The sequence below is a fragment of the Lutispora saccharofermentans genome, from assembly GCF_024363565.1.
Lineage (GTDB): Bacteria > Bacillota > Clostridia > Lutisporales > Lutisporaceae > Lutispora > Lutispora saccharofermentans.
Map to the genome: position 1 here is coordinate 1 of NZ_JAJEKE010000007.1, position 19,955 is coordinate 19,955.

Genomic DNA, 19,955 nt, shown 5'->3' on the forward strand with positions numbered 1-19,955 from the left:
CCCCGGGAGAGTAGGTCGTCGCCGGGTCTTTTTTTATTTTTTGAAAAAGACGGGAACCACGAAAAGACACTGAAATTACACTAAAAAACACTGAAGGGGATGGAAATATCCGTAAAAATCAGTGTTTCTGTATTCTAGGTTTCAAAGGCATACTAAAGAGGGTATCGTATAGCAAGCAATAACTACTAAAGAATCAATCGCACAAAAAACATTTCGTGAAGTTTCGTGAACCCTTTAGTGTCTTTTCGTGGTTTCCGTATCCTCTGACTCCAGCCCTAACCCCCTGAGCTCTGAGTTCTTAATCCTGAGTCCTAAGTAAGAGATTTATTTATATTTTCCGATCAGGTATTTAGCAAAGGGCGAATCAATAGGTATTATTATTGTCGGCTTATTTATCAAAGTTTTTTTATAAGACTCTAACGTCCGCATGAATTTATAAAATTCGGGGTCTTTATTATAGCTATTGGCATATATTTTTGCAGCCTCTGCATCGGCTGAGCCCCTTATTCTTTCAGATTCAGACTGGGCTTTAGAAATAATAATTTTTACTTCCTTATCTGCTTCGGCTCTTATCTGGGTTGCTTCTTTTTCACCTAAGCTTAAATGTTGTGCTGCAATTTTTTCTTTTTCAGATTTCATTCTTGAATATACTGCGTCTTGGCTTTCCTGAGGCAAATATATATTTTTTGACCTGATGTCGATTATTTCTATCCCGTAAGGCTTCAATTCATCTTTAACATTTTCCAGTATTGCTTGGCTAACGCTGTTGATATTGCTATTCTTAATGATATCAGCATAATCAATGTTTATTAGCTTCGCTCGCATAGATGTGTAGACAGAATTTTCAATTTTGGCTTCTGCATATCCAATTGATTGCAATGTGTCTATGAAAGTTTTTGCATCATTTATCTTCCATAGAGTATAACTATCAAATAAAAGGTTCTTATTATCCTTGGTCACAAATTTTGAGCTTTGGGAATCATAACAAAATATTTTTTTTGAAATGGTGGATGTGCTATTTACAAAAGGTATTTTAAAATACAAACCAGGCTTATCAATTATTCTGATTGTTTTACCGAAGCTTCTTACAAAAACAATTTCATCCTCTTGCACTATGAGTGCGTTGAAAAAAACAGTAAGAACAACTGCTACCATGGCAATCAATATAGATACCTTCTTTAGCAACGCAACTAATTTAGTGTCTTTTTTCTTTACATTTAGGCTATTAAACTGACTCATCATTTTTCTCCTTTTATTTCTCCGGTAGGGATATTATTTAAAGTTCCGTTTTTTGTATCCATTATATATATATTCGCCCCTGGTAATATCTCTTCAAGGGCTTCTATAAGCATACGGGATTTTGTTACTTCTTTGCTCATTTTATATTCTTTATATATGGAATTGAAGCTATCTGTTTCGGCTTTAGCTTTATTTATTCTTTCCTCTTTATAGGCTTCGGCCTCTTTTATCATTTTATTTGCTTCACCTTCAGCTGCCGGCACTTTTTGATTTCTATATTCTTCAGCTTTATTGATCAGAATATTTTTCTGTTCAATGGCATCGGAAACAGCGTCAAAGGCAGGTTTAATCTCTTCTGGAGGCTTTGCATCAAGGATTTTTACACTTAGTAATTCAACGCCCAAATTATAACCGGATATATTCTTCTCAATATCTTTTTTTATATCATTCTGTACAATTGTTTTTCCATCGGATAGTATTGAATCTGCTGTGGATTTACTTGCTGCAGACTGTAAAGAAGAAAGAATGGAGTTTTTTAATATGCTTTCAGGGTCTTTAGCATTAAAAAGATAAGCATATGGGTCACTTATTCTCCATTCCACAAGCAAATCTACTAGAATAATTCCATCATCACCGGTAACTAATTGAGATTCATGGTTTTGAGGATTGCGCTTTGTATTCTCGACATCTTTAAAGCCTACTTCAATTAGGTTTGATCTGCTCACATTCATTACATCTATATCTTGAACCGGATATGGAAATTTTAAATGTAATCCGGGCTTAGTAAAGTCGGTTACTTTTCCAAAGGTCCTTAAAACGCCTACTTCCCCCTCTTTTACTGTATATATGGACGAAAAAATAAAAAATGTTATCATTATTATTAACAAAATTGCTAATAATTTTGTATAGCTGAACATCTTATATACTTCAGAAAATTTTATCATAGTGTCACTCCCTATTTAAAGCTTCGAATAATTTTATTATGGCAGAAAAGTTGTCTTTTTTCAAATAGCTGTATTCAGTAAGTTTTAGTCCTTTTAATATTAGTCAAATCATTGAAATTTTATACTATAAAGACTTATACTTGACAAAGCTAATCATATTAAATAATATTTGGATTATCAGAGATTATAAAAAAGGCTTCTAAAGAAGCATTATAAGGAAGTCTTTCTTGAAATGCATTTAACGAAAAGTGTAGATTAAGGAAATTTATACTTTCCTATGCATTATAAAATATTGTATTATTGATGAAATTGCAAAGGTGGAGATAAGCTTTGGATAGAAATTATATAAGAAAGACCATTCTAAATAGGCTGGACTCTATTAAAGGAGAGATCATTGAGAACAGCCTAATAATATCAAGTGATATATTGAACATCATATGTGAAATAACCGGAGAGACGCAGAGGGAAGTCGCTATTTACGTAAATAGAAAGGGCGAGATTATAGATGCGGTAATTGGGGATTATAACTCAGCAGCATTGAAAGAGTATACAGAAAGAAGATCTAAGGAAAGTTTAAGCGGAATAAGATGTATACATACTCATCCAAATGGACATGGTATTCTGTCTGATATGGATACTTCAGCCCTTAAAGCAATAAAACTGGATTTGATTGTAGGCATAGGTGTGTCAGATGGCTGCCCCAAGGATGCTTATATTGCATATCTGGCAGGAGAGGGTTCGAATTATAATATAATACAGATAGGACCATATTCTATAAATAAGCTTCTTTCTATTAATGCAGTAGAATTGATAAGAGGAATAGAATCAGATTTCAAAGAAGAAAAGAATACAACGGTAGACATATGTTCAGATGAGGAGAGGGCCATTCTTGTCGGAATAAGTGGCATAGAGGATTTAGATGAACTAGAGGAGCTTTTGAATACAGCAGGCGGCATTCAGGTTTGTAGGATTGCACAAAATAGGACTAACATTGACAGTGCCTTTCTGATTGGAAAGGGCAAGCTTGAAGAAATAAAAATGGAAATTCAGAAGAGAGAAGCAAATTTGGTAGTTTTTGATGAAGAGTTGTCAGGAGCTCAAATTAGAAATTTAGAGCGAGAGCTTGGAGTAAGAGTTATAGATAGAACACAAATAATATTAGATATATTTGCAAAAAGAGCAAGATCAAAAGAAGGAAAGCTGCAAGTAGAACTTGCTCAGCTTAAATATATGATGCCAAGATTAATAGGATTCGGCGTACAGATGTCCAGAACGGGAGGCGGTATTGGTACAAGAGGACCGGGTGAAAAAAAGCTTGAGATAGACAGGAGAAGAATACGAGAAAGAGTGCGCGAGCTTGAGAATGAAGTAGCCGAGATTAAAAAGCATAGAGATTTACGGAGAATAAACAGGGCAGGCAATATATTTCATGTATGTCTGGTCGGCTATACTAATGCAGGTAAATCCACTCTATTAAACTCTTTATCCAATTCAGAGGTTTATGTTGAGGATCAATTATTTGCAACCTTAGACCCTACAGTCAAAAGAGTGTGTCTTAATAGCGGGCAGGAAATAGTTATATCAGATACCGTAGGTTTTATTAAAAAGCTGCCTCATGAGCTTGTGGTAGCATTTAAATCAACTTTAGAGGAAGTTACTTATGCAGATTTACTTGTTCATGTGGTAGATGGAAGCAATGAAAACTACGAAGAACAGATTGATATTGTAAATGGTGTAATGAAAGATTTGAAGGCGGATAGTAAACCTGCTATATTAGCGATAAATAAATTGGATAAAATCATATCCGGCAGTGAAGCATACAATAGGGATGCTATGCTTGAGTCTGATGTGATATATATTTCCGCCAAAAACAAAATCAATTTAGAAAAGCTCTTGGATAGAATTGAATACTATGTAAATAAAAATTCTCAAACTCTGGAATTGTTGGTGCCTTATAATGAAGGCTCCCTGATAGCTTATTTGCATGATAACGGTAAAATATTGCATAAAGAATATAAGGACAATGGCATATACATTAAAGGAGAATTTGATGCTGTTGCATCAGCAAAGGTTAAAGATTATGTGCTTTAAGGAATAAGCAGCTACAGAAAGGTACATTTAATCGAAGATTAAAGTCCATGATTGCTGCTAATGGGGGTAGTTGAGGCACTTTTAATGCTTCTTTGAAAATATTTCATATAAGCCCATAATGAATAAGAAGCCTGAAAATAACTTCTTCAGCAATGATGGATTTAATCTTACGGCAATAACAGCGCCTATTACAGCTCCCACCATACCTGACACAATCAGTGGAACAAGGATGCTTTTTTCTATATTTTTGTTTTTATTATGAATAAACACTGCTAGAGCCGCTGCCGGAATGAAGGAGAGCAAGTTTATGCTTTGAGCTGTCTGCTGCTCTATTTTAAGCAGGAAAACAATTCCGGGAATTAAAATGGTGCCTCCTCCTATTCCCATACCTCCGATAATACCTGCGGCAATGCCTATTAATACTTCAACCATTAGATCACCATCCTTATTGCAGCTATAATCATAAATATTCCAAATAGCTTCCGCAAGATATTTATGGGAAGCTTATTGAGAAGCTTTGAGCCTATATAAGCTCCTGTTATAGAGCCTATTGTTACTTTAAGTGTAGTATTGACATCTATTATGCCGGATTTTACATATATAAAAGAACTGATGATTGTAAGGGGTAATATGACTGCAATGGCTGTGGCATGAGCCCTATGGTCTTTAACCTTGCTTAGGAATACCAGTGAAGGCACCAGGATAGTTCCTCCGCCTGATCCACAAAGGCCGTTGACTATTCCGGCAATAAAGCCTATTATGGTAAGAGCTGTTTTTGACTTGAATTTCATTGTTTTGCCTCCCTTAATTTTGAAGTGCTTTACCCGATGGATAATATCTAAAGCTCATATATAAGATTCAACTTATAAGGATACTGTTAATATAGGTTTTGATTAAAGGGTTACAATATACATGAGAATTAATTTACATCAATAATTTGCAATGATATTATAAATGTAATATGCTTTTATTTTGGAGGGATTTATGTGAAAAATATAGATAAGCAGTGCAATGAAATCTGTTCATGGCTTAGAGAGGCTGTATTTGCTGCAAAAGCAAAGGGTGTGGTTTTGGGCTTATCAGGAGGCATTGATTCTGCTGTTGCAGCTGCTTTATGCAAGAGAGCCTTTCCTGAAGACACGCTATGCCTGATTCTTCCTTGCCATAGCAATCCAAAGGATGAAGAAGATGCAAGATTGGCCGCGGAAAAGCTTGGATTAAGGCTCGAAAAGGTTGCATTAGACCCTGTATATGATATATTGACAAAGTCAATCGGTTCTGATGAATCTGATTCGAGGCTTTTGTTGGGCAATATTAAATCAAGGCTTCGAATGGTGACCTTGTATTATTATGCAGGGAAAAATAATTACCTGGTCGTAGGTCCTACCAACAAAAGCGAATTGACTATTGGATATTTTACAAAGCATGGAGATAGCGGTGTAGATATAATGCCTATTGCCGACTTTGTAAAAAGCGAAATATACGAGCTGGCTAAATATTTAGGTGTTCCTGATGAGCTTATTTATAAGGCTCCTACTGCAGGCTTATGGGAGAACCAAACTGATGAAGATGAGATGAGGATGAGCTATAAAGAGCTTGATGAATATATTGCAAATGGTAAAGCTGATGCTTCTATTAAAAATAGAGTGGATGCAATGCATAATGCAAGTAAACATAAGAGAAACATGCCCCAGATGTATAAAAGGACGGGTGTTTAATGTTTACACATTCAATTTAGATATGGTAGGATTATCTTTGTGAATTCATGAGAGGAGGATTTTTATGTCAGGTCATTCAAAATGGGCAAATATTAAGCATAAAAAAGGTAAAGCAGATGCAGCGAGAGGAAAAATATTTACCAAACTGGGAAAGGAAATATCTATAGCAGCGAAAGCAGGGGCCGATCCAGATAGTAATGGTAAGCTGCGTGATGTTATAGCAAAAGCAAAAAGTTGTAATATGCCTAATGACACAATAAATAGGGCAATAAAACGTGGTTCGGGCGAGCTAGGCGATGTGAATTATGAAGAGATAATTTATGAAGGCTATGCTTCTGGAGGAGTGGCTGTAATTGTAAATACTCTGACAGAAAATAGGAATAGAACCGCAGGCGATGTAAGGCATATATTTGATAAAAATGGAGGTAGTATGGGAAGTACCGGCTGTGTAGGCTGGATGTTCGACAAGAAAGGCCTCATAATCGTAGAGAGGTTAGATAGCATTGATGAGGAAGAACTAATGATGAAAGCATTAGAAGCCGGTGCAGAGGATTTTTCGGCAGAAGAAGATTCCTATGAGATAATAACTGATCCGGCAGCCTTTTCCGATGTGAGGCTGCAGCTTGAAAAGGGAGGGGTACCCATGGTATCTGCAGAAGTGACTATGATCCCGCAGAATACTGTATCTGTTACTGATTCGGAGGACATCAAAAAGATTAACAAAATGCTGGATATGTTTGATGACAACGATGATGTGCAGGATGTTTACCATAATGCTGAGCTGCCTGATGAGGAGTAGCACAATAGCTTTTTAATGTATAAAATATAAAATTATGGCAATAATAACCTCCATAATAGTATGGAGGTTATACTTATGTTTGAGGATAAAAGAAAAGGGAAGAAAAAGCTTGGCATACTTATAATGGGACTAATGCTTTTTGTTGCTTTTTCCATAAGCTACTATATAAACATGGGCACAGAAAATGAAGCAAATAGCTTTAATAAAATCAATGAAAACTTGAAGGTCCCAGAAAGCTTAAAGAACTTTACCAAGGGTGATGTTGATAATGTCATAAATGAAGACGAGATTGCGATGGAAGAAGATTTCCTACTGAATGAGCATCATAAAATCAATTATGTCACATCGTTTACGATATGTGGCCATAAAATTGAAAGAACAAAAAATTTGCCGCCTGTATTTATAGGATTGAGCGAAGAAGAATTTATGGAGAATAATACCGGCTGGAGTCTGGCAGGTATATATGAGGACATTATAACTTTAACCAAGGATATTGAGACCTATTGTCCCAGGCATTTCATTATTGGCATAGAAGATGAATATATAGCTATTTACGTCTACAATGATAATGGTGAAAAAATATTGAAAGAAAAAACAGATATTATTATTGATACACTAACGCCTGAAGACCAGATAATGCTACAAAGCGGTATAGTTGCAGATACCGAGGATGACATGGAACAAAAATTGGAGGGATTTAGCAATTAATAGAAATCAAAGTTAATTTTTTTATGTTTGTATGCTTTATAAAAATGAGGCAGTGATTTTGCTGCTTTATTTTTTTTCAGAAAAAGGTTATAGTATTCATAACGAATATATGTTTGGATTGGATGTGTTTTGCTTGATAATTATGGGCATTGACCCTGGGATAGCTATATTAGGTTACGGAATACTGGACTTTGAAGGGAATAAATATAAAATAATAGATTACGGTGCTTTGACCACAGAATCCGATGTATCAATGCCCGATCGTCTTACTTATCTATATAACGGATTGAGCTTACTGTTAAATAAATATAAACCTGATGCCTATGCTATAGAAGAATTGTTTTTCAATAAGAACATAAAGACTGCTCTTACAGTAGGACATGCCAGAGGGGTAGCTATATTAGCCGCCTCCAGTCTGGGTATACCAATTTTTGAATATACCCCTTTGCAGGTAAAACAAGCAATAGTAGGTTATGGAAGAGCTGATAAGAAGCAAATACAGCAAATGGTTAAGATGCTCTTGCGTTTGAATGAAACGCCAAAACCTGATGATGTAGCCGATGCACTTGCTGTAGCAATATGTCACGGCAATTCCTCGAGGTTTTCTAATTTATTTAAGTTATAAAGGAGCAACAAAATGTTTGATTATTTAAGCGGTGTTATAGCAGAGACAAGAGAAGATCATGTAGTAATTGATATTGGCGGTATAGGATATAAAGTATTTTCTTCTGCTAATACTATTTCTGATTTAAGGGTAACAAATAAAACAAAAGTGTATACCTATATGCATGTCAAAGAAGATGATTTGATACTATACGGTTTTTCCAGCAGAAATGAACTGGATATATTCAAGCTTCTTATATCTGTATCGGGAATAGGGCCTAAGGCTGCGCTATCATTATTGTCCTGCTTAAAGCCTAATGAGCTGGTCTTAGCCTTAGGCACTCAAAATATTAAAGCTCTTACGCAAGCTCCGGGCATTGGCAAGAAGACTGCAGAGAGGATATTGCTGGAGCTCAGGGATAAAATAAATATTGATTCAGAAATTCTAATGAATGTAAATGACGAGAAGGGCAACAATATGTCGGAGGTAATAGATGCATTGATGTCCTTAGGTTACAGCTATAACGAAGCATCATTGGCATTCTCTAAAATAAAGGACAAGGAAAAGCCTATAGATAATCTGATCAAAGAGGCATTAAAACAACTTTCAAGAGTTTAAGCGGGGGTAGAGATGGAAGAAAGATTAATAACTGCTAATATAATGAATGAAGATAATGAAAATGAAATAAATCTGAGGCCTAAATTTTTGGATGAATACATAGGCCAGACAGCAGCTAAAGAGAAGATGAGCATTTTTATTGAGGCAGCAAGAAAAAGGAATGAATCCTTAGATCATGTTCTGCTGTATGGCCCGCCGGGGCTAGGAAAGACTACTTTGGCTAATATCATAGCTAATGAATTGGGCTCTAATATTCGGGTTACTTCTGGACCTGCTATAGAAAAGCCTGGGGATTTAGCAGCCATATTAACCAATCTCAACAATAACGATGTACTTTTTATTGATGAAATTCACAGGTTAAACAGAAGTGTGGAGGAAATATTATATCCTGCAATGGAGGATTATGCTATCGATATTATAATCGGCAAAGGTCCTAGTGCAAGGTCCATAAGACTTGATATACCCAGCTTTACTTTGATAGGGGCTACAACCAGGGCCGGCATGCTTTCTGCTCCGCTGAGAGACAGATTTGGGGTTATATGCAGACTTGATTATTATAATAATGAAGAATTATATGAAATCGTATATAGGTCAGCGAAGCTTCTTAGAATACACATTGAAGAGGATGGAGCGGAAGAAATTGCAAGAAGATCGAGAGGTACACCCAGAATAGCAAACAGGCTGCTAAAGCGTGTGAGAGACTTTGCCCAGGTAAAAGCTGACGGTAAAATCACAAGAGATGTAGCAGATGAGGCACTCAAGCTTCTTGAAGTCGATCATATAGGTTTAGACAATATTGATCGCAAGATGCTCCTTACCATAATCAATAAATTTGGCGGCGGCCCGGTAGGGTTGGACACTTTAGCGGCTTCTATAGGTGAGGAATCAAATACTATTGAGGATGTTTACGAGCCATATTTGCTGCAAATCGGTTTTCTTAACAGGACACCCAGGGGCAGAATGGTAACTCATTTAGTATATAAACATTTTAATATTGCAGAGTAAAAAATCTTAGGCTATAAAGCCATAGTCGAGAGCATAAAAAAAATTGATATGGGTTATTAAAATTTTTGAAGGATATGTTTAGCTTTTGTAGAACTATAATAAGTGAAAAATTTAGGAAGGTATATGATATGCAGAAACATTATAAAAGTTTATATATAGTTTATATAGCTTTATTTTTAACACTAATATTTATATCACCGGTAAATGCATCACCCCTTATTCCCGAAAGGGTTAAAGTAGGCTTGAATTATAATTCTGCAAGCAGTGGGATGATCATAAGCTGTAATTCTTCTGTTGCTGTTAACTCTTTGAATGGTACAGATAAATCTGCTTTATTAAATATTTCAAAGCCTTCAAAGTTGTCTTTCAGAACAGACGGCTACTACAATATCATTGATAAAGAAATAAAAAAAATTCAATATATAAAGGCAGTCAAATATCAGGGAGACATCATTGGGCCTTACCATATACAAATTGGTGAATCTTTCGCTGATTATGATTCTGCAGAAAAATCATTGGAAAATATAAAGACAAAGCTGCCAGATTCATTCTTAGCTTACGATGGGATGTGGAGTATATGGACTGGTTTATTTCTGGATGAGAAACAATGTTTGGATCAAATAAATATTTATCAAAATAAAAGCAATTTTTATACATATAAATTGGTGGAGCCTGATCAAAGAAGAGTACAAATAGCAGATGTGAATAGCAATGATGTGATGCTTATATATAAAGCTCAGCAGGTAGAGATAAGAGCTTCAGAAAGTATGGAGAATACAAGTCCGTTAGAGGTCAATGGAGTTAAATATAGAGGGAATATATTGCTTAAAACCCAAGAAGATGGCAGCATCCTTGTTATTAATGACGTTGCCTTTGATGAATACTTGTATAGCGTAGTAGGAAGCGAAGCAAATCCCGCCTGGCCTATCGAGGCTTTAAAAGCTCAAGCCGTTGCAGCTAGAAATTATGCTGTTATCAATCTGGGAAAACATAACAAAGATGGCTATGATCTATGCAGTACCACCCATTGTCAAGCTTATAAGGGCTACAGTAAAGAGCATGACAGCACAAATAAAGCAGTAGCTCAAACGAAAAATAAATTGTTGTTTTACGGGGATGAAGTGGCGACTACTTTCTATCATTCGAGCAGCGGAGGCCATACTGAGAACTCAGAAAATATATGGAGTGAAGAAATACCCTATTTAAGAGGTGTTGACGATCCATTTTCTGTTGGGAGTCCTAATGACACATGGACCCATGCATTGGACAGAAAAGCAATGCAGCAGAAATTGATAGAAAATAATATGGATATCGGAGATATAATTGATGTAAATATTATTGAAACAAGTGAGTTTGGAAGAGCAAAGAAGGTTGAAATTACCGGCTCAAAAAGTGCTGTTATCTTGGAGAAAGAGAAAATGAGGACCATTTTTGGCACTTCAGATATAAAAAGTATATGGTATGAAATCAAGACAGATTCTGATGTGAATATTTATGATACAAATAGTAATAGCATAAGCGTAAAAAGGCCCCAGGGATTGCATATAATATCTGCATCTGGACAGACCATTATTGAACCGTCAGGTAAAAAAATTAGTATAAAAGGATTATTTGATGTACAACAATATAATATAATGCCGCAAACCTATATTTTGAACGGCAAGGGATGGGGCCATGGAGTAGGTATGAGCCAGTACGGTGCGAAGGGTATGGCTGACAGCGGATACAGCTTTATAGAAATATTAGAGCATTATTATACTGGAACAAAAGTGAAGTAGGGAGAATAGCATGAATACATCGGACTTTTATTATGATTTGCCTCAGGAGTTAATAGCTCAGGAGCCTATTTATCCTAGAGATACGTCAAGACTATTGGTATTACACAAGGAAACCGGTAATATAGAGCATAAAACCTTTAGAGATATTTTGAATTATTTAAATCCGGGAGATTGCCTGGTGCTTAATAATACAAGAGTGATTCCTGCCAGGCTGTACGGCATAAAAGAAGGAACACAGAGCAGTATAGAGTTCTTATTGCTGACCAGAAAATCCAATGATATTTGGGAAGTAATGCTCAGACCAGGGAAAAAGGCAAAACCGGGATCCAGATTTATATTCGGAGGAGGTGAATTGGTTGCCGAGGTTATGGAAATAGTCGAAGGCGGCAACAGGCTTGTAAAATTTAGCTACGAAGGTGTGTTTGAAAATATACTGGATAGATTAGGCAATATGCCTTTGCCTCCTTACATTAAGAAAGAGCTGAAAGATAAAGAACGATATCAAACAGTTTACTCAAAACATGAAGGATCTGCAGCCGCCCCTACCGCAGGATTGCATTTTACGGATGACTTGCTGGAGGAAATCGAAAAAAAGGGTGTGAAATTAGCTTATATTACACTCCATGTTGGATTAGGCACATTCAGACCTGTTAAAGTAACTAACGTAGAAGAACACAAAATGCATTCGGAGTATTATGATATAAGTCGTGAGAGCGCTGATATGATCAATTCTTCAAGAGAGAAAGGGAAAAGAATAATCTGTGTTGGAACGACATCGACAAGGACAATAGAGTCCGCAGCCGATGCTGATGGAATCATAAGTGAAAAAAAAGGCTGGACAGATATTTTTATCTATCCGGGTTATAAATTTAAATGTACTGATGCATTAATAACCAACTTTCATCTCCCGGAATCAACACTTATGATGCTTGTAAGCGCATTGGCAGGAAAGGATAAAATAATGAATGCGTATGAAGAAGCAGTAAACCTTAAGTATAGATTTTTTAGCTTTGGAGATGCGATGCTAATAATATAATTTTTGGGGGGATGTATTACGTGAATAAAAACCTGGGGTTTTTTAAGAATAAGCTTATTAAATATACATATTATCTTGAAATTATATTGGCCTTATTTATCATTGCTGCAGTTATTGTTAGTGCGGTTGATTTAGCAAAATATATATATATCATTTTAAAAACAAATCCAATCGATACATATTTGGTGTTTCAGAAGTTTTTAGGGCATATATTGCTGCTGGTAGTGGGTGTGGAGCTCGTAATAATGCTCATGTCTCATTCTACTTCCAGTGTTCTCGAGGTCGTGCTCTATGCTATCGCAAGAAAGATGCTTATTTACAGTGATACAACCCTTGACATTGCATTAGGCGTTGTCGCTATAGCGATGGTCTTTGCCATTAGAAAATATCTCTTTACAAAGGAAATAAAAATAGAAGGAAACGGGCATGTTTTTTCTGCTGCCATATCTGTACATGACGCGAATACCATCACCGGTTTAAATATACCTGAAAATTTAGGCAATACTATAGGTGGAGTAATAACAAAGATGGCAGAAGATACTCATAGGCCTGTATATGAAGGAATAGATTACAGAGTAGGAAATGCAAAGCTCAAGGTGCTTTCAATAAAAGACGGGTTGATAGAAAAAGTACTTATTGATAATTTAGATGAATAGTGAGGGAAATAATTAGTGGCAGTAAAATATGAACTAACAAAAGAAAGCAAGGATACATATGCCAGACTGGGAAAAGTTCATACACCCCATGGCGTTATTGATACACCGGCATTTATGCCTGTTGGCACTCAAGCTACTGTTAAAGCTATGAGCCCGGATGAATTAAAGGAGATTGGAGCTCAAATTATTCTTGGCAATACATATCATTTATATATCAGGCCTGGGCATAAGCTCATAGAGGATTTCGGAGGGCTTCATGGCTTCATGAAGTGGGATGGGCCTATATTGACGGATAGCGGAGGCTTTCAGGTTTTCAGCCTGAATGAGCTGCGAAAAATAAGCGAAGAAGGTGTTGAGTTCAAATCTCATCTGGATGGTTCAAAACATTTTTTTTCCCCTGAATATGTAATGGAGATCGAAGAGTCTCTTGGGGCTGATATCATCATGGCATTTGATGAATGCATACCCTACCCCTGCGAAAAAGACTATGCAAAAAAGTCTATGGAAAGGACTGTAAGATGGCTGAAGCGATGTAAAAAGGCACATACGAAAACCGATACACAAGCCTTGTTTGGAATTGTACAAGGCGGCACTTTTAAGGATTTAAGAATAGAAAGCGCCAAAATGACCATTGATATTGATCTTCCGGGATATGCAATCGGAGGTCTAAGTGTAGGCGAACCCAAAGAAGAAATGAATGAAGTATTGGAGTATACAGTTCCGGTATTGCCGAAAGGTAAGCCAAGGTATCTTATGGGTGTAGGAAGCCCTGATTCATTGATAGACGGTACAATAAGAGGAATTGATATGTTTGATTGTGTACTGCCGACCAGGATAGCTAGAAATGGCACCGTTATGACTTCGGAAGGAAAGCTTGTTGTTAGAAACGCTGAGTATTCAAGGGATTCAAAGCCGCTGGACGAAAAATGCGATTGCTATGCTTGCAGGAACTTTTCAAGGGCTTATATAAGGCATTTGATCAAAGCAGGAGAGATATTAGGAGGCCGTTTGACGACCATACATAACCTCAGGTTTTTACAGAATTTAATGAAGGATATCAGAAGCGCCATCAATGAAGATAGGCTTTTGAGCTTTAGAGAAGAATTTTTTGAAAGTTATGGCTACAAAAAATAAATGAAAAGAAGGATTTTTCACATTTTTATTGAATATACAATGCGGAGGAGGGATGCATAATGCCAGCATGGGTTTCAACAATTTTAATGTATGTTGCAATCTTGGGAATATTTTATCTTCTACTCATCAGACCTCAAAGAAAAAAGGATAAACAAATCCAGGAGATGAGAAGTAATATCAAAGAAGGAGATGAAATATTAACTATCGGAGGCATCTATGGCAAGGTTCTTAATGTTAAGGACGATGCAGTCACCATAGAAGTCGGAGCAGATAAGACCAAGCTGAAGATTGCTAGATGGGCTATCGGTAAAAAAGTAGAAGCTTAATACAGAAAGTAACTTGAAATACCTCAAGTTACTTTCTTATTTATGAATAAAAACACCTCAAATGGAATAATGTTTACTGAAAATAAATATTATTGGGGGTGCGGCTATGCAACGCTTTAAGAAGAAAGCTATTAAATCATATGATAAAGAAAGTGAAAATAAAATATTGATATTGGTAAAATCAATATTTCTTGCATTGATTATCTCATTAGTATGCATAATAATATATGCTGTAGTATTATCAATTACACCCGTGTCAGATAACACAATGTCTATAATTACACAGGTTATAACCATGATAAGCATTGTAGCAGCAGCTATGTATTGCAGCAAAAAAATCAGAAGCAAAGGATGGCTGTATGGGATAATAATAGGCATCATATTTGTGTTGATCATCATTCCCATAAGCATGATATGGGGTCAGGTCCCGGCTTTTGATAAGTACTTTATTGCAAAAGTCCTGATGGCTTCATTGGTAGGCTTTATCGGGGGAATTATCGGTGTAAATATGTCTTAAATACTTTAATAAAATTTCAGATTGTGTTATAATTTATGGGAAAAAACTATTAGGAGGCACTAAATATGAAATACATAAAGACTATAAGCAAAACAACTCACGGTGAAAGGGCCATAAACGGCGGCTGCGGAGAATGCCAGAATTCATGCCAGTCAGCATGTAAAACTTCATGCACAGTTGCAAATCAGAAATGTGAGAACTTGCTAAATTCGCGAATTGGGAAAAGTTCCTCGGTTGAAAATCGCTAAGCTAATATATTACATAAAGCAGTAACAATGATATATATGTTACTGCTTTAAAATTATATGAAGCAAATATTGTACTATTTTGATATTTCCTTTGTCATTGACTCCAAAAGCTAAAAGTAATATAATAACCATTGTGAACTTTTAAAAGGGGGAGTACAGATGAATTCGAAAAACATAGTAAAACTTTTGGCGATAGTCGCATTGATCGGTATATTAAGCTATGTTGCAGCATATGGACTTCAATTGGGAAAATATGAAGTTATACCGGTAAAGAATCTGATTAAGCTGGGATTAGATTTGAGGGGGGGCGCCGAGGTAGTACTTGAAGCCCAGGATAATCCCAACGATCCTGTAACCGATGAAAAAATAGAAAGGGCTATTGCTACTATAAGAGAGCGTATCGACTCCCTGGGAGTAACTGAGCCTACGATAACAAGACAAGGGGCAAAAAGAATACGAATAGGTTTGCCGGAAATACAGGATACACAGAGAGCCCTTGAAGTGATTGGAAAAACAGCCCAGTTGAAATTTGTCGATGAAGCTGGTAATACAGTATTAACGGGCAATGATATTAAGGAAGCCAAAGCGGTTTATGCATCACAAAGTCAGACAGGCATACAAGAACCTGTGGTATCATTGGAATTGACTTCTGAAGGAGCAAAGAAATTTGCCCTGGCAACTTCTAATAATGTAGGCAAAATAATCGCTATCTATCTTGATGAAAGTGTAATTTCTGCTCCTCAGGTTAATGAAGCTATAACAGATGGCAAATGCCAGATCTCCGGCAGGATGACTATGGAAGAGGCAGCAGACTTAGCGATGCTTATAAGAGCAGGTGCTCTGCCTGTAGAGCTTAAAACATTGCAGGTTACCAGCATAGGCCCTGAACTTGGAGCCAACTCCTTTGAAAAAAGCTTGGCTGCAGGCGGGATAGGCATTTTGCTAGTATTGGTATTTATGATTTTATATTATAGATTGCCTGGTCTGGTAGCTGATATAACTTTGGTATTATATATCTGCATAGTACTGTTTGCTTTAGCTGCGTTGCAAGCTACTTTAACGCTGCCGGGCATAGCGGGTATAGTATTATCTATAGGTATGGCGGTGGATGCCAATGTAATCATCTTTGAGAGATTGAAAGAAGAACTTAAAATGGGCAAAAGCCTCAGAGCAGCAATTGATTCCGGGTTCAGGAGAGCTTTCCTGACTATATTTGACTCAAACATCACAACCTTGATTGCAGCAGTTGTACTCTTCTACTTTGGCACTGGTCCCATAAAAGGCTTTGCTGTTACCTTATCCATCGGTATCTTGGCCAGCATGTTTACTGCAATCGTTGTAACTAAACAATTGATGAAGCTGGTATCCGGTATCAGTGCTTTATCTAATAAAAAGTTATATGGGGCATAGGGGGTAAAGCTTATGAAAAATTTTAAATTTGTTGAAAACAAAAAAATATGGTTCTCCATATCCATCATAATAATTGCAATAGGCTTGATCTTCACTTTCATCAATGGCGGTTTGAATTTTGGAATTGATTTTACCGGAGGAACAACTATTCAGGCAAAGATTGGGAGGACCTTTGAAGTATCAGAAATAAGAGCGATAATGGATAAGTATGACAAAGAAGCAACGGTAACATACGCCGGTGAGGCAAGAGACGAAGTCGTCATCAGAACAAAACTGGCATTGGATGATGCAAGCCGTAAGGAAATTTTGGATGCCTTCATTGAAAAGTATGGCATAACAACTGGTAATATCAATTTTGAAACTATAGGCCCTGCTATAGGTAATGAGCTTAAAAAACAAGCATTATGGGCTTTGGTTTTAGCTAACATCGGCATATTGATATATATTTCTTTTAGATTTGAATGGAAATTTGGGTTGGCGGCTGTAATTGCATTAATACATGATGTCATTATGATGATCGCTTTGTATGGTGTAACCAGGATTCCGGTAAATAGTTCATTTATTGCAGCAATACTGACTATAGTCGGTTATTCTATCAATAATACAATTGTTATTTTTGACAGGGTAAGAGAAAATTTGAAAAATGTTAAGAAGATTGATGATGTTCAGCTGGTTAACGAAAGTATAAGCCAGACTTTGTCCAGAAGTATCAATACTTCGCTTACTACTTTGCTGACGGTATTGGCGCTATATATTCTTGGGGTGCCGGCAATCAAGGATTTCGCTTTGCCATTGATAGCGGGCATAATAGCCGGAACCTATTCTTCAATCTTTATATCGGGTCCTTTATGGATAATTTTAAAGGGAAAGCTAAAGACAAGGACAGCTCATTGAATTTAAAGGTAACGGATAATTATCCGTTACCTTTTTTAAATGACTCCTGATTCGGCTGCAATCGTTTTCAGCCAATGCAACAGATGCTGTTAAAAGTTATCGCAGTAAAAACTTCTTTATATTTTATAATAAATAGATTATGCTATCTATAGTAACATATTGTAAAGGTGGGACTGTGCATGCAATTTATCATTGTTATTTCAATGCTCTTCGCTTTGTTTATTGCGCTTTTTGCTATTCAGAATGCGACAATCATTACTATTAATATATTGTGGTACAAGTTTAATATGTCGCAGGCTGTAATAATACTGGCTTCAGCTTTATTTGGGATTTTTATGATGCTTCCTTTTGATATAGTGAAAAGAATTAAGCATGGCATAAAAATCAATGATTTGAACAACAAGATTAAAAGGCTTGATGAAGAATTGAACATGTTTAAGGTTAAGGAAAGCACAAATAAACCTGTTGCAGAATTACAACCTGAGAACGAAAGCGATGCAAAACAGGAATAAATTATGTAGGTGATATTTTGATAAAGAGGTGGCTGGCATATAAAAAAGATTATTCTATAGTTGATGAACTGGTAGAAGAGTTAAATATTTCAGAAGTCTTGGCCAGAGTACTTATAAACAGAAATGTAGAGACGGTAGAGGATGCAGAAATTTTCTTAAATCCTTGCCTGGATGAGCTTGATGATCCAGGCATTATGAGAGGCATGGATTTAGCCGTAAAAAGAATAAAAAATGCTGTAATTTACGGGGAAAAAATATGCGTATATGGCGATTATGATGTAGATGGTATAACAAGTGTTTCAATGTTATACATGGTTTTAAAGAAAATAGGCGGAAATGTAAGCTATTATATACCTAACAGATTGGATGAAGGCTATGGATTGAATCTTCAAGCGATAAAACAGATAATTGAACAAGAGGTCCAATTGATAATAACTGTAGACTGTGGTATTCGCTCAATAGATGAAGTAGCGTTTGTAAATAACGCAGGAAGAGACATAATAATCACCGATCATCATGAGTGCGGTGAAATCATACCTGATGCTTATTCAGTAATAAACCCTAATCAAAAAAACTGCGGCTATCTTTTTAAATACCTTGCAGGAGCCGGGGTTGCCTTTAAGCTTTCTTGTGCATTAGCTCATGAATTTCAGATAAATGAGCTGCATGAAGATATTATTGATCTCGCTGCTCTTGGTACAGTAGCGGATGTGGTGTCATTGCTAGGCGAGAACAGGATAATAGTAAAAAATGGCTTGAAAAAGATAAAAACCTTGCCTAACATTGGGATAAAGGCTCTTATTGATGTTTGCGGCATAGCTATAAGCAATATTAATACTTATCATTTAGGCTATTTGCTAGCACCCAGGCTTAATGCTGCGGGCAGGCTTGGCGATCCAGCCATTGGGGTGGAGCTGCTGACAGCGACGGATGAGAAACATGCCTATAAAATTGCCGAAGAGTTAAATAATCTGAACTCGCTGAGACAAGCCATAGAAAATGACATATTAACCTTTGCATCTGAAGAAGCAGAGAAACAAAATGATATGAAGCATGGAAAGGTAATGGTTATAAGCGGAGAAAACTGGCATATTGGGGTTATTGGAATAGTTGCTTCAAGGCTGGTAGAAAAATTTGGTTTGCCTGTTGTGCTGATTTCTACGGACGGCTTTATAGGCAGAGGATCTGCAAGAAGTGTTCCCGGTTTTAATCTATATGAGGCCATGAATAAATGCAGCTCCCTTTTTGAAAAGTTCGGCGGTCATGAAATGGCAGCAGGACTGACAATAAAAAAGGAAAATATAAAACATTTCAGAGAACTGATCAACCAGGTGGCTGTAGAAATGCTCGAAGGCAGAGAGCTCATTCAAGAAATATATGTAGATTATAAAATTGATAATATTGATTCACTCCCGAGGCTTATAGAGGAAATGGATGCATTGCAGCCTTTTGGCGAAGGAAATCCGGTGCCCTTATTCGTATTCCGAAGGTTGTTGGTAAAGGATATAAAATTGGTAGGAAACGGCAAACATCTGTCGATATATTTAAATGATGGAAGCAATTCAATCAAAGGTATCGGATTCAATATAGGATTTATGATTAATTCTATTGAAGTTAACCAAAAGATTGATATAATATGTAGTGTAGAAAAAAATGTATGGAATGGCATAGAGAGTGTTCAGCTTAATATCAAAGATTTAAAAAAGGCCAAATAAAGT

Annotated in this window: 22 protein-coding genes; 18 read left to right on the top strand and 4 right to left on the bottom strand. The window is 36.4% G+C overall.

The annotated features are described in order from the left end of the window. Nucleotides 1–324 precede the first annotated feature (324 nt). Nucleotides 325–1,239, bottom strand: a complete 915-nt coding sequence (hflC, locus tag LJD61_RS09240) for a protease modulator HflC (RefSeq protein WP_255227247.1) — start codon at nucleotides 1,237–1,239, stop codon at nucleotides 325–327. After that, nucleotides 1,239–2,183 carry an FtsH protease activity modulator HflK gene (hflK, locus tag LJD61_RS09245; RefSeq protein ID WP_255227248.1) on the bottom strand — a complete coding sequence of 315 codons (945 nt, stop codon included), beginning with the start codon at nucleotides 2,181–2,183 and terminating at the stop codon, nucleotides 1,239–1,241. The genes hflC and hflK overlap by 1 nt, the downstream gene beginning before the upstream one ends. A gap of 330 nt (nucleotides 2,184–2,513) precedes the next feature. Here hflK and hflX point away from each other — a divergent pair, with 330 nt between their 5' ends. After that, nucleotides 2,514–4,274: a GTPase HflX gene (gene hflX / locus LJD61_RS09250; RefSeq protein ID WP_255227249.1), complete on the top strand. Its 1,761-nt coding sequence runs from the start codon at nucleotides 2,514–2,516 to the stop codon at nucleotides 4,272–4,274. Nucleotides 4,275–4,355: 81 nt separating this feature from the next. Here hflX and LJD61_RS09255 read toward each other — a convergent pair whose 3' ends face one another. Both LJD61_RS09255 and LJD61_RS09260 read right to left on the bottom strand, forming a co-directional pair. Continuing rightward, nucleotides 4,356–4,706 (bottom strand): sulfite exporter TauE/SafE family protein, encoded by a 351-nt coding sequence (locus LJD61_RS09255; RefSeq protein WP_255227250.1) that lies wholly within the window; start codon nucleotides 4,704–4,706, stop codon nucleotides 4,356–4,358. Continuing rightward, on the bottom strand, nucleotides 4,706–5,065 hold the full coding sequence (locus LJD61_RS09260; RefSeq protein ID WP_255227251.1) for a sulfite exporter TauE/SafE family protein: 360 nt from the start codon (nucleotides 5,063–5,065) through the stop codon (nucleotides 4,706–4,708). The genes LJD61_RS09255 and LJD61_RS09260 overlap by 1 nt, the downstream gene beginning before the upstream one ends. Nucleotides 5,066–5,260: 195 nt before the next feature. Here LJD61_RS09260 and nadE point away from each other — a divergent pair, with 195 nt between their 5' ends. The 17 genes from nadE (at nucleotide 5,261) to recJ (ending at nucleotide 19,952) form a co-directional block, all read left to right on the top strand. Continuing rightward, nucleotides 5,261–5,992, top strand: coding sequence for an NAD(+) synthase (nadE, locus tag LJD61_RS09265; protein WP_255227252.1), 732 nt, complete (start codon nucleotides 5,261–5,263; stop codon nucleotides 5,990–5,992). A 64-nt stretch (nucleotides 5,993–6,056) separates the two neighbouring features. Then, nucleotides 6,057–6,791 (top strand): YebC/PmpR family DNA-binding transcriptional regulator, encoded by a 735-nt coding sequence (locus tag LJD61_RS09270; protein ID WP_255227253.1) that lies wholly within the window; start codon nucleotides 6,057–6,059, stop codon nucleotides 6,789–6,791. A gap of 75 nt (nucleotides 6,792–6,866) precedes the next feature. After that, on the top strand, nucleotides 6,867–7,499 hold the full coding sequence (locus LJD61_RS09275; protein WP_255227254.1) for a BofC C-terminal domain-containing protein: 633 nt from the start codon (nucleotides 6,867–6,869) through the stop codon (nucleotides 7,497–7,499). Between the two features lie 133 nt (nucleotides 7,500–7,632). Next, nucleotides 7,633–8,124: a crossover junction endodeoxyribonuclease RuvC gene (ruvC, locus tag LJD61_RS09280; RefSeq protein WP_255227410.1), complete on the top strand. Its 492-nt coding sequence runs from the start codon at nucleotides 7,633–7,635 to the stop codon at nucleotides 8,122–8,124. A gap of 12 nt (nucleotides 8,125–8,136) precedes the next feature. Continuing rightward, a complete protein-coding gene (gene ruvA, locus LJD61_RS09285; RefSeq protein ID WP_255227255.1) occupies nucleotides 8,137–8,721 on the top strand; it encodes a Holliday junction branch migration protein RuvA in 585 nt (194 codons plus the stop codon). A gap of 12 nt (nucleotides 8,722–8,733) precedes the next feature. Then, nucleotides 8,734–9,726 (top strand): Holliday junction branch migration DNA helicase RuvB, encoded by a 993-nt coding sequence (gene ruvB / locus LJD61_RS09290; protein WP_255227256.1) that lies wholly within the window; start codon nucleotides 8,734–8,736, stop codon nucleotides 9,724–9,726. A gap of 128 nt (nucleotides 9,727–9,854) precedes the next feature. Next, a complete protein-coding gene (locus tag LJD61_RS09295) occupies nucleotides 9,855–11,504 on the top strand; it encodes a SpoIID/LytB domain-containing protein (protein WP_255227257.1) in 1,650 nt (549 codons plus the stop codon). Nucleotides 11,505–11,514: 10 nt separating this feature from the next. Then, entirely contained in the window at nucleotides 11,515–12,540 is a 1,026-nt protein-coding gene (queA, locus tag LJD61_RS09300; RefSeq protein ID WP_255227258.1) for a tRNA preQ1(34) S-adenosylmethionine ribosyltransferase-isomerase QueA, read from the top strand. A gap of 20 nt (nucleotides 12,541–12,560) precedes the next feature. Then, nucleotides 12,561–13,196, top strand: coding sequence for a transporter associated domain-containing protein (locus LJD61_RS20525; RefSeq protein ID WP_255227259.1), 636 nt, complete (start codon nucleotides 12,561–12,563; stop codon nucleotides 13,194–13,196). 15 nt (nucleotides 13,197–13,211) lie between these two features. Further along, on the top strand, nucleotides 13,212–14,330 hold the full coding sequence (gene tgt, locus LJD61_RS09310) for a tRNA guanosine(34) transglycosylase Tgt (RefSeq protein WP_255227260.1): 1,119 nt from the start codon (nucleotides 13,212–13,214) through the stop codon (nucleotides 14,328–14,330). A 59-nt stretch (nucleotides 14,331–14,389) separates the two neighbouring features. Beyond that, nucleotides 14,390–14,656, top strand: coding sequence for a preprotein translocase subunit YajC (gene yajC / locus LJD61_RS09315; RefSeq protein ID WP_255227261.1), 267 nt, complete (start codon nucleotides 14,390–14,392; stop codon nucleotides 14,654–14,656). A 106-nt stretch (nucleotides 14,657–14,762) separates the two neighbouring features. Beyond that, a complete protein-coding gene (locus tag LJD61_RS09320) occupies nucleotides 14,763–15,173 on the top strand; it encodes a TIGR04086 family membrane protein (protein WP_255227262.1) in 411 nt (136 codons plus the stop codon). A 65-nt stretch (nucleotides 15,174–15,238) separates the two neighbouring features. Continuing rightward, nucleotides 15,239–15,421 carry a six-cysteine ranthipeptide SCIFF gene (scfA, locus tag LJD61_RS09325; protein WP_255227263.1) on the top strand — a complete coding sequence of 61 codons (183 nt, stop codon included), beginning with the start codon at nucleotides 15,239–15,241 and terminating at the stop codon, nucleotides 15,419–15,421. A 159-nt stretch (nucleotides 15,422–15,580) separates the two neighbouring features. Further along, nucleotides 15,581–16,831 carry a protein translocase subunit SecD gene (gene secD, locus LJD61_RS09330; protein WP_255227264.1) on the top strand — a complete coding sequence of 417 codons (1,251 nt, stop codon included), beginning with the start codon at nucleotides 15,581–15,583 and terminating at the stop codon, nucleotides 16,829–16,831. Nucleotides 16,832–16,843: 12 nt separating this feature from the next. Next, entirely contained in the window at nucleotides 16,844–17,725 is an 882-nt protein-coding gene (secF, locus tag LJD61_RS09335) for a protein translocase subunit SecF (protein WP_255227265.1), read from the top strand. 179 nt (nucleotides 17,726–17,904) lie between these two features. Next, entirely contained in the window at nucleotides 17,905–18,237 is a 333-nt protein-coding gene (locus tag LJD61_RS09340) for a LapA family protein (protein WP_255227266.1), read from the top strand. Between the two features lie 17 nt (nucleotides 18,238–18,254). Then, nucleotides 18,255–19,952, top strand: a complete 1,698-nt coding sequence (recJ, locus tag LJD61_RS09345; RefSeq protein ID WP_255227267.1) for a single-stranded-DNA-specific exonuclease RecJ — start codon at nucleotides 18,255–18,257, stop codon at nucleotides 19,950–19,952. Nucleotides 19,953–19,955 lie beyond the last annotated feature (3 nt).

What these genes read in the sequence shown, in the direction of transcription:
- ruvA (WP_255227255.1), top strand. Translation starts at nt 8,137, where the DNA reads ATGTTTGATTATTTAAGCGGTGTTATAGCAGAGACAAGAGAAGATCAT.
- LJD61_RS09340 (WP_255227266.1), top strand. Translation starts at nt 17,905, where the DNA reads ATGCAATTTATCATTGTTATTTCAATGCTCTTCGCTTTGTTTATTGCG.
- hflC (WP_255227247.1), bottom strand. Translation starts at nt 1,239, where the DNA reads ATGAGTCAGTTTAATAGCCTAAATGTAAAGAAAAAAGACACTAAATTA.
- LJD61_RS09275 (WP_255227254.1), top strand. Translation starts at nt 6,867, where the DNA reads ATGTTTGAGGATAAAAGAAAAGGGAAGAAAAAGCTTGGCATACTTATA.
- hflK (WP_255227248.1), bottom strand. Translation starts at nt 2,183, where the DNA reads ATGATAAAATTTTCTGAAGTATATAAGATGTTCAGCTATACAAAATTA.
- LJD61_RS09260 (WP_255227251.1), bottom strand. Translation starts at nt 5,065, where the DNA reads ATGAAATTCAAGTCAAAAACAGCTCTTACCATAATAGGCTTTATTGCC.
- LJD61_RS09255 (WP_255227250.1), bottom strand. Translation starts at nt 4,706, where the DNA reads ATGGTTGAAGTATTAATAGGCATTGCCGCAGGTATTATCGGAGGTATG.
- scfA (WP_255227263.1), top strand. Translation starts at nt 15,239, where the DNA reads ATGAAATACATAAAGACTATAAGCAAAACAACTCACGGTGAAAGGGCC.
- queA (WP_255227258.1), top strand. Translation starts at nt 11,515, where the DNA reads ATGAATACATCGGACTTTTATTATGATTTGCCTCAGGAGTTAATAGCT.
- secF (WP_255227265.1), top strand. Translation starts at nt 16,844, where the DNA reads ATGAAAAATTTTAAATTTGTTGAAAACAAAAAAATATGGTTCTCCATA.
- LJD61_RS09320 (WP_255227262.1), top strand. Translation starts at nt 14,763, where the DNA reads ATGCAACGCTTTAAGAAGAAAGCTATTAAATCATATGATAAAGAAAGT.
- yajC (WP_255227261.1), top strand. Translation starts at nt 14,390, where the DNA reads ATGCCAGCATGGGTTTCAACAATTTTAATGTATGTTGCAATCTTGGGA.
- secD (WP_255227264.1), top strand. Translation starts at nt 15,581, where the DNA reads ATGAATTCGAAAAACATAGTAAAACTTTTGGCGATAGTCGCATTGATC.
- ruvB (WP_255227256.1), top strand. Translation starts at nt 8,734, where the DNA reads ATGGAAGAAAGATTAATAACTGCTAATATAATGAATGAAGATAATGAA.
- LJD61_RS09270 (WP_255227253.1), top strand. Translation starts at nt 6,057, where the DNA reads ATGTCAGGTCATTCAAAATGGGCAAATATTAAGCATAAAAAAGGTAAA.
- LJD61_RS09295 (WP_255227257.1), top strand. Translation starts at nt 9,855, where the DNA reads ATGCAGAAACATTATAAAAGTTTATATATAGTTTATATAGCTTTATTT.